The organism is Trichloromonas sp., from assembly GCF_034006665.1.
Classification (GTDB): Bacteria; Desulfobacterota; Desulfuromonadia; order Desulfuromonadales; family Trichloromonadaceae; genus Trichloromonas.
This window is the reverse complement of the sequence record NZ_JAVESI010000064.1, coordinates 1-11,876: the sequence shown is the minus strand read 5'-3', so window position 1 is coordinate 11,876 and position 11,876 is coordinate 1. Positions and strand designations below refer to the sequence as shown.

General features: G+C 56.6%; 8 protein-coding genes. 1 reads left to right on the top strand and 7 read right to left on the bottom strand.

Features of this window, described 5'->3' with window-relative positions:
- Window positions 1-154: 154 nt before the first annotated feature.
- On the bottom strand, window positions 155-385 hold the full coding sequence (locus tag RBR25_RS16435; RefSeq protein WP_432820635.1) for a hypothetical protein: 231 nt from the start codon (window positions 383-385) through the stop codon (window positions 155-157).
- 381 nt (window positions 386-766) lie between these two features.
- On the opposite strand from RBR25_RS16435, the gene RBR25_RS16430 reads away from it, so the two are divergent.
- Window positions 767-2,617 (top strand): cytochrome C, encoded by a 1,851-nt coding sequence (locus RBR25_RS16430; RefSeq protein ID WP_432820634.1) that lies wholly within the window; start codon window positions 767-769, stop codon window positions 2,615-2,617.
- Between the two features lie 517 nt (window positions 2,618-3,134).
- On the opposite strand, the gene RBR25_RS16425 is transcribed toward RBR25_RS16430, so the two are convergent.
- The 6 genes from RBR25_RS16425 to RBR25_RS16400 all read right to left on the bottom strand — a co-directional run bounded on the left by RBR25_RS16425 (window position 3,135) and on the right by RBR25_RS16400 (window position 11,572).
- Window positions 3,135-4,124: a beta-ketoacyl-ACP synthase III gene (locus tag RBR25_RS16425; RefSeq protein WP_432820633.1), complete on the bottom strand. Its 990-nt coding sequence runs from the start codon at window positions 4,122-4,124 to the stop codon at window positions 3,135-3,137.
- A gap of 113 nt (window positions 4,125-4,237) precedes the next feature.
- The gene (locus tag RBR25_RS16420) at window positions 4,238-6,658 is read right to left on the bottom strand and encodes a mechanosensitive ion channel domain-containing protein (RefSeq protein ID WP_432820632.1); all 2,421 of its coding nucleotides are present in this window, start codon (window positions 6,656-6,658) and stop codon (window positions 4,238-4,240) included.
- Window positions 6,659-6,776: 118 nt separating this feature from the next.
- Window positions 6,777-7,835: a cytochrome-c peroxidase gene (locus RBR25_RS16415; RefSeq protein ID WP_432820631.1), complete on the bottom strand. Its 1,059-nt coding sequence runs from the start codon at window positions 7,833-7,835 to the stop codon at window positions 6,777-6,779.
- Window positions 7,836-7,928: 93 nt separating this feature from the next.
- A complete protein-coding gene (locus RBR25_RS16410; protein ID WP_432820630.1) occupies window positions 7,929-8,276 on the bottom strand; it encodes a DUF3024 domain-containing protein in 348 nt (115 codons plus the stop codon).
- 8 nt (window positions 8,277-8,284) lie between these two features.
- Window positions 8,285-9,214, bottom strand: coding sequence for a PLP-dependent cysteine synthase family protein (locus RBR25_RS16405; protein ID WP_432820629.1), 930 nt, complete (start codon window positions 9,212-9,214; stop codon window positions 8,285-8,287).
- 165 nt (window positions 9,215-9,379) lie between these two features.
- Window positions 9,380-11,572, bottom strand: a complete 2,193-nt coding sequence (locus RBR25_RS16400; protein ID WP_432820628.1) for a carboxy terminal-processing peptidase — start codon at window positions 11,570-11,572, stop codon at window positions 9,380-9,382.
- Window positions 11,573-11,876: the final 304 nt, after the last annotated feature.

Here is an 11,876-nt window from a genome sequence, read left to right as displayed (position 1 = left end):
AACCGGGTACCTGCCTCAGACGTACTGAGGGGAAGAATGGACAGGAGCCGTATACGAGGCCCGTACGTACGGTTCTGTGAGAGGGATGAGGCGAGCTTGATCTGCTCGCCTCACCCTACTCGATTATACTTTTCTTAGCAAGTGAAACGCTGTTTCAGCGAGGCGTTCGATTGCGGATGATGCGCATGAAGAGCACGCCGAGAATAGACAGGCACAGCCCGACGCTAATGCTCAGATAACCGAGCGCCTTGCCCGAACCCCACCCGAGCACGTCCTCCCCGCCGAAGAAAAAGAAGAGCCCGAGGCCGGCGAAGGTGGCGAGGCCGCCGACGATGTAGAAGGCGAAGGCACAGATGGCTAAGATCAGATCGGTGTCTTTGGTCATGGTAAAATCCTTCTTGAGGCAGAAGAGGTTCTGTCCACCGAGGGACGGGGTGATTCAAACACAAGGAGGTGATTTTGTCCAGTATCGAGGTTTGCTCTTGTTGCCGGAAAGTATTTTTAGACAATTGTCCACCAGTTAATGAGGGTATTGAAAAAAATACTATTTTTCATGGGTTTACCCTAGATAGAAAAGATTGTTCAACGACCGTTTCACAATTGACTTTTGTGTTTTGCTGTGATAGTCAGGAGGGATGTATATAAAAAAAATACACAGTGCTTCCGACCGCTGCGGAAGTCCTGTTGGAGCTACACTCTTTTGTACGAATTGGTTACGAGTGATACACAGGTGGAAGAAAAATTAAACGATGTCAGGAGGTTTTCTATGCACCATGTTTTGCCCCGATTGATGATGGCCTTGGCTCTGCTGTTCGCTCTGGTTGTGTCTGCGGCTGCGGAAAGTGGCTTGGCCATCGATCCCAAAGCTTGTCTCGAATGCCACGAAGATGTGGTGTCTATTGACGAGTTCAGCGCCTCGGTTCATGGGCAGAACGCCTGTACCAGTTGCCATGTCGAACTGTCTGATCTGCAGGGGCATATCGACGGGACCGTTATGCCTGAGCCGGTCAACTGCGTACGCTGTCACAAGCAGCAGACCGCCGAGCACTATGCCAGCGTGCATATGCTCAACGATATCAAGTGCGCCGATTGCCATGTCCAGATTCACACCCTGACCTCCTGGAAGGGGGAGAAGCAAAAGGCGGTGGAAACCTGTACCGGTTGCCATGACAATCATGAAAATTACTTGGAATCGGCCCATGGCCAAGGGGTGCTGGCCGGCAACCCTGATTCCGCGGCATGCCACGACTGCCACAATCTGCATGAAGTCAAGCCCCTGGGGGATGCCAATTCCAAGGAGAACCGCGAGTTCCACACCAGCGTCTGCCTCAAGTGTCATGCCGACGAAGAGATGATGACCCGCAACGACGTATTCAATGTCGCGGTCGAAACCTACATGCACAGCTATCACGGCAAGAACTATCGTTTGGGTTATCCCGAACTGGTGGCCGGTTGCGCCGACTGTCACACCTCACATAATGTATTGCCCGCTTCCGATGTGAGGTCGAGTGTGAACGAAGAGAATCTGGTGGCGACCTGTGCCGTTTGCCATGAAAAGGCGACACCGCTCTTCACCATGTACTATTCCCATGGTTCCCACGACAAAGACAAGTATCCGATCCTTTACTACACCTTCGTCGCCATGACCACGCTGCTGGTTACGACTTTCGGGGTTTTCTGGATCCATACCCTGCTCTGGATGCTTCGCGGCTTCGTTGAAAACCGGGAAAAGAAGCGCGAACTGATGGAGCATGGTTTCGAGCAGCACGTCAAAGATCCGCATAAGATGTACCGTCGTTTCACCAAACGCCACATTTTCCTGCACTTTCTGGTGATTGTCAGCTTCCTTGGTCTCTCCCTGACCGGTCTGCCCCTCAAATTTGCCGACCAGCCGTGGGCCAAGGTTTTCATGGACTTCTTTGGTTCCGCGGCCAATGCGGCCTATATCCACCGGATCTGCGCGGTCATTACCTTCGTCTATTTCGGTGCCGCGATCTACATGTCCATCAACTTCCTTTTCATTCGCAAGGACATTCCTGGGAACTTCCTGCAGCGGTTGTTCGGGCCTGAGTCCCTTTGTCCCAACTTACGCGACATTTGCGACGTGACCAACATGGTCCGCTGGTTCCTCTTCCGCGGTCCGAAGCCGACCTTCGAGCGCTGGACCTACTGGGAGAAGTTTGACTTCATCGCGGTCTTTTGGGGTATGTTCGCCATCGGTGGCTCCGGTCTGATGCTCTGGTTTCCAGAGTTCTTCAGTTTGTTCCTCCCCGGCTGGGTCTTCAACGTGGCGACTATCGTCCATTCGGACGAGGCGCTGCTGGCCACCGGCTTCATCTTCACCGTCCACTTCTTTAATACCCATGGTCGGCCGGAGAAGTTCCCCATGGACTTCGTTATCTTCAACGGCGAAATGCCGAAAGAAGAGTTTATCCACGAGCGTGGTGACCAGTGGAAGCGCTACGAGGAAGCCGGGACTCTGCATCTTTACGAGAAGCCGAAGACGAGTGGTATTCTTTACGACTTCCTCTTCAAGACCTTCGGTTTCACAGCGGTCTTTATCGGCCTTTCGTTGGTTGTTCTCATGATCTACGCCTTCATGCACGGTTCCCACTAGGTCACCGCGCGGTTTCTCAGGTAAAAAAGAAAAGGGTCGCCGGTAACGGTGACCCTTTTCTTTAGGGTGTAAAACCACGGGATTGCAATAGAAAAAAATTAATCCGTCGACTTTTACGTGAGACGGAAAGGTGATTTTCAGGGACGGCGCAACCTGCTATATGATGCTTGCCGAGGATGAGGAAAATTCGAAAATCTTCCGCATCTTGTCGGCTGGTTGGGCGGTACGAGCAAAAGACCAAAGCAAAAGACCAAAGCAAAAGACCAAAGACCAAAGCAAAAGACCAAAACTAAAAACCCCGTCATTCTTGAATGGCGGGGTTTTTTCCGTTAGTTGCCGGCATTGATTCTTGACCGACTTCTTCGTCCTGCGGGGCAGAACGACTAATCCCCCCTTCGGGGGCAATGATCCTTATGTTATGTTGTAAGTCTCTATTTCCTTATCCTCCTTTCTCTTGGATTTATTTTATCAAGAACATTGCAATTATGCAATAGGGCAAGAACGATTTTTGATCTCATCAAAAACGGATGACAGCCGAAGCCCAAGTGAGACCGGCGCCAAAAGTGACCATTCCCACCAGATCGCCGGGATGGATGAGACCGGCGCGGGAGGCTTCGTCGAGGGCGATGGGGATGGAGGCGGAGGAAGTGTTGCCGAAGCGGTCGACATTGATGTAGACCCTTTCGGCGGGGATATGCAAGCGTTTGGCTACACCTTCGATGATACGCAGATTGGCCTGGTGGGGAATAAGCAGTTGCAGTTCGTCCGGGGCGATGTCGGCTTCGTCCAGGACTTGCTGCATGGCGTTGCTCATGGCTGTGACTGCATGGCGAAAGACCTCACGACCGGCCATGTGAATGGTGTGGAGTTGGGCCGCGACATTGTCGGGGGTCGGTGGATTCAGGCTACCGCACCCGGGGTTGTAGAGGAGTTTTACATGGGCGCCGTCGCTGCCGAGGCAGGTGTGGATAATGCCGCGCTCGCCTTCGGCGGCGCCAAGAACGATCGCACCGGTACCGTCGCCGAAAAGGACACAGGTGTCCCGGTCCTGCCAATTGACCATGGAGGAGAGGATCTCGCCGCCGATCACTAGGGCCTTGCGATAGCCTGAGGTGAGCATGAGGCCCTCGGCGATCTGTAGGCCGTAAAGAAAGCCGGAACAGGCGGCGGACAGGTCGAAGGCGACGGCCTGTTTGGCACCGATGAGATCCTGAATGATGCAGGCGGTGGCGGGAAATTTCATGTCACCGGTGACGGTTCCGAGGATAATCAGATCGATCTCCTTGGCGGAGACCCCGGCAGCGGCGAGCGCGCGGGTCGCTGCCAGGGAAGCAAGCTCGGAAAGGGGGGTGCCGGGCGCAACGATACGACGTTCGCAAATGCCCGTGCGCTCCATAATCCACTGATCGCTGGTATCGACCATCTGTTCCAGGGCAGCGTTGGTCAGAACCCGGTCGGGAACAGCGTGACCGGTACCTAGGATCATGACATGGGGTTTTTTCGGCATGGTGCATCTCCCGGCGGGTTGATAATAAATCAAAATAGCACTTTAACCCGCTTGGCTCAATACCTAGCTACGGGTATCCCCTTGTCATTGGCCGCGGGAATACCCGTAAGCGATCAGGATACGGGGGGAACCGTCTCTGTCTGTGGCGGTTGCGCGGCAGGCGGCTTTTCCCCGTTCTTGACAAAAAGGTGGACATCCTGCTGGGGAAAGGGAATTTCAATCCCGGCGTCGCGGAAAAGCCGGTCGATGCTTTGGAGCAGAGCGCTGCGGACTCCGAGCATGGAGTCGGCGTCGGCTACCCAGACACGCAACTCGAAATCCAGGGAACTCGCGCCAAAGGCCGTGAAAATGGGGGATGGCGGCGGGTTCTGGAGAATCAGTTCCTGCTCGTTTGCCGCTTCGGTGAGTAGGGCCAGCACCTTGCCTACATCGCTGCCGTAGGCGACCCCGACGGGAATGACGATCCGGGCGATGCTTGAACTCAGGGTCCAGTTGGTGACCTTCTGCGAGATGAAATCCGAGTTCGGCACGATGATTTCCGCTCGGTCGGGGGTTTCGACGATGGTCGAGCGCAGACCGATCTTGCGCACCGTACTCCATTTTCCGTCAATGACTAAGGCATCGCCAACCCGTACAGGGCGCTCGAAAAGAAGGATGATCCCGCTGACAAAATTGTTGACGATATTCTGCAGACCAAAACCGATACCGATACCGAAGGCACCGGCGAGGAAAGCGAAGCTTTTCAGTTCGACCCCGGCCAGGCTCATGGCGAAGAGGGCGCCGAGAAAGATGATGGTGTAATGCAGCAATTTTTTGATCGCGTCGCGGATGCCGCGATCCATATCCCGATGAGGAAAAACCTGGGCTTCGAGAAAGGAACGTAAAAACCAGGAAAAGGTAAAGGCGAAGTAGAGAACTAGGCAGAAAAGGGCGATCATGTTCAGCGAGACGGTCATCTCGCCGACCTTAACACTCATGCCGGTGACGGCATCCCAGGCCTGTCCCGCCGAGTTGTAGATGCCCCAGACGACAAAAAGCAGCAGGAAGCAATAGGCACCGAGAAAAATTTTGACAATGGTCGAAAGCCGGGCAATGAGATCATCGCCGTAGCGGTAGAAAAATGGACGGCGAATCACCACGGGATGGGAAAAGACATAGCGGATGGCGCCGTGGGCAAGGCGCAGGGTCATCAGCAAATAGAGGCTGAGAAAGACCGTACCGACCGAGGAGTTGATCAGCCGCGAGGCTAGATTGCTGTAGCCGCTGGCCTGGGCGATAAGGGACACGAACAGGATCGCCGCTCCCCAGCGCAGGATCAGGGTAAACCAGTCTTTGCGTCCTTCATGGGCATTTTGGTTGGCCTTTGCGAGCAGCAGCAATACTGGGATGCCAAGCAAACAGAGGGCGGTCAGATAGAGTCGGTAGAGGGGCGCGGGAAAGGTGATCAGCTGCAGTACCTGGGTGATGGTGAAGAGCGTCGCCAGCAAGTAAAGCATCAGACGCTTACGGGGATTTGAGACCAGTCCAGTGACCAGGATCGCCGTGGAGAGGACGGCCAACAGAGTAATGCCCATGCGCCAGAAGGAGGGCATGGTGCCGTAGAGATAACTGAAGGAGATAACCGAAACGAAGATGCCTGTGGCCCAGGGGTGATCGGCCATGAATTTCCACTCGTCGTTGATCAGTTCCCCCTTGCGGTGGCGAAGAATGAAAAAGGCCAAAAGTAACGTCGTTCCCACCTGCAGAAGCGCGACCCAGGGTTTTTCGAGCAGAAAGTCCCATTGAATTTTGCTTGCATCGCGGATGCCGGCGACGGTGGTGGTGATAAGTTCGGGAGTGTACTGAAGGTAGAAGTCTTTGCTGATGAACGAATGGGTGGTCTTCTCGAACGTCTGTTTGCGCAGATTGTTCAGCGACGCCTCGATCCGGTTTTGCACGTCGAGGAGGGCGTTTTGCTGGGTTGAAATCTCATTTTGCGCATCGACCAGCGGTGCCGAAATCTCCTTGGCCCGTTCCTGGATTTCTTGCGCCTGAGCGATGCTGTCGGCAAAGGCCGATTTCGGAACCTCCGCCGTTGCCCCATGCAGATCTTTCCGCCAGTCCTTCCAGAATCTTTCCTGTTCTTTCCATGCCTGCCGGATGCCTTCCAACTTGCCGATACGCTGCGAAAGCGTTTCGATGATCTTGCGCTGGGCACCCATGTGGTTTTCCACCGCTCCGCGCATCTCCAGCAGGCGGTCGAAGGTCCACTGTTCGATTTCGCCGAGAGCGGTGAGCCGCTGCATGATTTCATCCTGACGGACTTTGACGCTATCCATCTCGCTCCTGATCTGGGTCAGGTCGGCAAGGGGCGTTATTTCGGCTTCCGTTTTCAGGGCGCTCTCGGAGAGTTGCGAAGCCATGGGGATGATCTCGGCAACGCCAGGGAAGGTCTGTTCTTCGGCGGTTGCCGCCGGTGCGGGAGCAGGTTCCTGCGCTAGGGTCAGGGAGGGGAAAATGAGAAAACAAAGGCAGAGAAGGCGAAAAAAGATCATATGAAAAATATCCGTGGCTAGCTGAAGGAAACGGAGAAAAAGCTCTGCCCAAGGAAGGGCACGATCTTATGTGCCTTCCTTGAGCAGAGGGGTCGAAAACAGTGGGTGGACAGAGGTATTACACCCCGGGAGAGGTCAGGACCGGGCGCGGGGTCCGATCCGTTTGTGGCGGCAACACCGGATGTTCGATGACCGGTTGTTCGCCGGTGAGGGTTTTGAGGAAGGCGGTGATCGCTGAAGATTCCTCTTCGTTCAGGGCCATGCCCAACTGCGACGAGCCCATGATACGCACCGATTCGATCAGGCTCCAGACCTTGCCCGAATGGAAGTAGGGCGGGGTCAGAGCGATGTTGCGCAGGGGGGGGGAACGGAAGGCGTACTCGTCGCCGGCGGTGTTGGTCACCTGGAAGCGTCCGGTATCCCCCTCGGGGAGGAGTTCGGCTCCGGGTTTTTCCACAACCCCGAAGGGGAAGTAGCCCGTTCCGCCAATGTTTACGCCGCTGTGACAGCCGACACAACCCTTGTTGATGAAGAGGTCGAGACCCTGGGTTTCGATCGCGGAAAGGGCTTTTTTGTCCCCTTTGAGAAAGCGGTCGAAGGGGGCGTTGGGGGTGAGCAGGGTCGCTTCGAAAACCTCGATGGCGCGGGCCATGTTGTCGAAGGTGACGGGTTCTTTATCCTTGGGGAAGGATTTTTTGAAGAGCTCGACATATTCGGGCATGCTGTTTAGGGTGACCAGCACCTGCTCCGGAGTATTGTTCATCTCGACGGAAGCCTGAACCGGTCCCTTGGCCTGTTCCATCAAATCCTTGGCGCGGCCGTCCCAGAACTGGGCGGTGTTGAAGACGGAGTTGTAGGTGGTTGGCGCATTGCGCGGTCCTTTTTGCCAGCCGTGACCGACGGAGGTCTCCTGCATGTCGGCACCGGCAAGACCGACATTGTGACAGGTCTGGCAGCTGATTAGGCTGGAAGCCGAAAGGCGCGGTTCGAAATAGAGCATGCGGCCGAGGAGAAGTTTCTCCGGGGTGGCGGGATTAGCCGCCAGTTCGGGAGCGGCGGTGGGAATCGGCTCGAAATAAGAGCGGCTTTGTTCGAGCAGGGTTTCCTGGCCGCCCCAAGAGAGGCCGGCTGTCCATGCGGCAATGGCTAAGGAACTGATCAGGATACGTAGGGTCATCGTGTGTTCTCCTGTAAATGAGGGGTGAAAAAGTTATTAATGTTTTAACCTAAAGTGGGAGATTGTCAAGACGAAGGCTTTGGGCGGGGCAGGTCATTCCCAGAACATGCGCAGAGGGTCGGCATCGACGTGGCGCAACATACCGGCCAGATTCAGGCTGGGTCTGCAGTTAAGGTAGAAGGCCCAGGTGCGGCGGTCGCTCAGGTAGTAATGCAGGGACCACTGGGTCAGTTCCGCATGATAGCGGAACTGGGCGATGGGGCGTATCGTGCGCTGACGGCAAGCCGGGCAGGAAAATTGTTCTTCGATTAGGGTGGCGCGGACGCCATTGATCCGGTAGATCAGGCGAAAGTGTCGCGAATGCCTGGCGAGAGGTCGTCCCGCGCAGTAGGCGCCGAGGAGTTTATCTGCAGATTTGCGTAGAAGTTCGGGGAGTTCCATCGGCACGATCAGGGCGGGCAGCAGGCGCAGAGGGAGCGGAAGAGAGAGGTGCTCAGGTAGCGATCGCCGCGGTCGGGAAGAAGGGTGACAATCACGCCGGAGGTCATGCCGCGAGCGACCTGCAAAGCTCCGGCCATGGCCGCACCGCTGGACATCCCGACGAAGATTCCCTCTTCAAGAGCCAGGCGCCGGGCGGTCTCGAAAGCAACCTCGTCCTCGACGGTGAGTTTCTCGTCCAGTTCCTCTTCGTGATAGATCTGCGGGACAATCGCCTCGCTCATGTTTTTGAGACCTTGCACCTTGTGCCCCAGGCGCGGCTCAATGCCGACGATGCGCACCTCGGGCTTGGCCTGACGCAGAAAGCGACCGGTTCCCATGAGGGTTCCGGAAGTCCCCATGCCGGCGACGAAAACGTCGATTTCTCCAGCCGTTTGTCGGAAGATCTCGGGCCCGGTGGTTTCGTAATGGGCCAAGGGGTTGTTGGGGTTGACGTACTGGTTGGGCATGTAGTAGCGGTCCGGGTCGTCGATGAGAATCTGGTGCGCCAATCGAATGGCGCCATCGGTCGCCTGACAGGCTTCGGAAAGGACCACTTCGGCACCATAGGCTTCAAGAACCGCACGGCGTTCGATGCTGACGCAGCCCGGCATCACCAGTTTGACCCGATAGCCCCGGGCGGCGCCAATCATCGCCAAGGCAATGCCGGTATTGCCGGAGGTCGGTTCGAGAATCGTCTTCCCCGGAGAAAGCAGGCCGCTTTCTTCGGCTTTTTTCACCATGTACCAGGCCGGCCGGTCCTTCACCGAGCCCCCGGGGTTGTTTCCCTCGAGCTTGGCAAAAATTCGAACCGGCAAGCCGGCGGCGAGTCGGGTAAGTTCCACGAGGGGAGTGTTGCCGATCGCCTGGGGCAGAGAGAATTCAGCGGCGGGTTGCATCATGAAGATCCCTTGGGCAAAGCGGTGTCGCGAAAACCGGGATTATCTTACCGAACCGTTGGCGGGAATACAACGAATGATTTACTGGAGGCGGAGGCGGGCGGCAAGGCCGCCGAAAAGGGCGGAGCCGCCTTTTCACAAGGCACGGCACCGCCCTTTGGCAGGGGATTAGGGACGTGAGTAGACAGAGTTGCCGGCCCCATTCTGATCGGCCAGGGCCGGGAGGTTCAGCTTTTGCTCCAAGGGCATCGCCATGTCCAGCAGAATGCGGCGCGACTCACCGACATAGGGATCCTCGGCCAGTTCCTTGAGCCACTCCTTCTCGCGCTCTACCTCATCCAGTTGGTGATCCTTTTTTTCATCGGCATTTGCATCTTCCATGCCCATAGCGCCGTGACCCATCAGTTTGCTGGTGCGCAGCTTTTTCTCCTCTTCCCGCTCCTTGCGCACGACCTCAACGGCGAGGCTTTGGCGGGTTTGTTCCCGACGGATCTTGGCCCGCTCCGTTTCGGTAAGGATTTCATTGAATTCCTCGTTCGCGGCGACGCGCTCGTGGCTCCGGTCGACCAGGGGGGGCAGGGCCAAAGGGGGGTTCCAGGGGGTGAAGCTGGTGCGTTCAACGCTGTCCCAATGGAGGGAATTATCGACGTACTGCTCGCCGGCTTCTACATGGCGCAGGGGATCGGGGAGGATGATGTCGGGAACGACGCCACGGTACTGGGTCGATTCGCCACTCACCCGGTAGAACTTCTGGGTCGTCACCTTCATGGCGCCTAAGGGGCGGTATTTGTCGAGATTGATGAAGGGCAGATTGGCGTCGAGGTCGGCCATGGTCTGTACCGTCCCTTTGCCGTAACTGTGCTCGCTGCCGATAATCACCGCCCGGCGATAGTCCTGGAGGGCGCCGGCGAGAATTTCCGAGGCCGAGGCGCTGAATTTGTTGATCAGTACCACCATCGGCCCCCGGTAATCGATGGCGGGATCCTGGTCGGAAAGGACGTTGATCCTCCCGTTGCGGTTCTTGATCTGCACCACCGGGCCTTTTTCGATGAAGAGTCCGGTGATGGAAACGGCATCGGTGAGGGCGCCTCCCCCGTTGTTGCGCAGGTCGAGAACCAGGCCGTCGATACCGGCCTTGGTCATCTTCCGCAATTCCTCGCGCACGTCGTCCGTCGAGTTGCGACCGTCGCCGCCGCGCACGGTATTCTTGAAGTCGCGGTAAAAGCTGGGAATGCGAATGTACCCGAATTTCTTTGAGCTCTTTTCGTCTTTCAGAATCGTCCCCTTGACGAAGGTCTCCTCAATCTGCACCACATCGCGGATGATGGGGATGATCAACCGGCGGCCGTCGGGTTTTTTCACCGTCAGGCGCACCTCCGTTCCTTTCTTCCCGCGGATCAGGCTGACGGCGTCGCGTAGGCGGGCGTCGGTGACGTCTACCGGCTCGCCCTTGCCTTGAGCCACTTCGAGGATGATGTCCTCGGCTTGCAACTGCCCTTGACGGCTGGAGGCGCTACCGGGGATGATGCGAATGACCTTGATGTAGCCATCCTCCTCCTGGAGGGTGGCGCCGATCCCTTCCAGCGAGCCGCTCATGCTGATGTCGAAATCTTCCTTCGTCTGGGGCGGCAGGTAGTTGGTGTGGGGATCGAAGGCCCGGGTGATGGCGTTGAAGTAGCGGTCGTAGTGATCCTGCTCGGTTTCCTGGCGCATGCGGTCGAAGAAGTCGGCGTTGCTCTTGCGCACCTTCTCGCGGGCGGTTTCGAGCAGCTGTGCCTCAGTTTTGGCCAGTTTTTTTCCCTCGGTTTTGGCTTTTTCCTCTTCATCTTCGAGCAGGTTCAGGTAGCGGACCAGAACCTGGAATTTGAGAATTTTCCGCCAGCGTTCTCGCAGTTCCGCCTCGTCTTTGCAGAAGTCGAGTTTTTCCGGGTCGGTTTCCAGGCTTTCATCGACGGAGAAATCGAATGTTTCTTCGATCAGTTCGCCGGCCAGTTTCTCCACCTGGGCCAGACGCAGGGACATCATCCGGGCGCCGAGGGACGCCAGCTCCAGCCGGCCACGATTGATTTCGTCGTCGATCCGGGTGGCGAATCCTTCCAGCTTGTCGGCATCCTCCTTGAGGAGAAAGCGTTTCTGGCCGTCGAGCTGTTTGAGGTAGAGATCGAAGGCGGCGCGGGAGAGGGTGTCGTCGATCGGCTTCTGGCTGTAATGGTTCTGGTTGATCTGGCCGCGCAGGATGAAGCTGAGCAAGCGGGCGCGATTGATGTCGAACTCCTCGGCGGGCAGGGCGGCGAGGGAGGAAATCGTGGAGAAGATCAGGGCGAGACAGACGAACAGGAGCTTTTTCATCGGGGAGGACATGGAGTTTCCTTGCATGGGAAGAGCCGGAGCGGGGTCCGGATCAGGGGTTGTTGCGCGGCTTGTTCATTGCGACATATGTATAATAGAGTATCATGAGCGTAGTGATTCTGGTCAAGGGGTAAGCATCGGCTTTTCAGGCTTTTTCCGTTGGGTCACGAATTTTTTTGCGAAAAAGGGTGATGCAATCGCGAAAAAAGCTCACGCGGCTTGAGGCATGAGCCAACCAATTCGGTTGTTGCCGGGCCGAAAGGCCTCGGCAAAATGTCGTAGATATCCCCGCAGCGGCCTTAATGGCTCTTTGAAA

Excerpts from the sequence above, each read along its gene's own strand:
- RBR25_RS16435 (WP_432820635.1), bottom strand. The coding sequence starts at position 385 with ATGACCAAAGACACCGATCTGATCTTAGCCATCTGTGCCTTCGCCTTC.
- RBR25_RS16430 (WP_432820634.1), top strand. The coding sequence starts at position 767 with ATGCACCATGTTTTGCCCCGATTGATGATGGCCTTGGCTCTGCTGTTC.
- RBR25_RS16425 (WP_432820633.1), bottom strand. The coding sequence starts at position 4,124 with ATGCCGAAAAAACCCCATGTCATGATCCTAGGTACCGGTCACGCTGTT.
- RBR25_RS16420 (WP_432820632.1), bottom strand. The coding sequence starts at position 6,658 with ATGATCTTTTTTCGCCTTCTCTGCCTTTGTTTTCTCATTTTCCCCTCC.
- RBR25_RS16415 (WP_432820631.1), bottom strand. The coding sequence starts at position 7,835 with ATGACCCTACGTATCCTGATCAGTTCCTTAGCCATTGCCGCATGGACA.
- RBR25_RS16410 (WP_432820630.1), bottom strand. The coding sequence starts at position 8,276 with ATGGAACTCCCCGAACTTCTACGCAAATCTGCAGATAAACTCCTCGGC.
- RBR25_RS16405 (WP_432820629.1), bottom strand. The coding sequence starts at position 9,214 with ATGATGCAACCCGCCGCTGAATTCTCTCTGCCCCAGGCGATCGGCAAC.
- RBR25_RS16400 (WP_432820628.1), bottom strand. The coding sequence starts at position 11,572 with ATGTCCTCCCCGATGAAAAAGCTCCTGTTCGTCTGTCTCGCCCTGATC.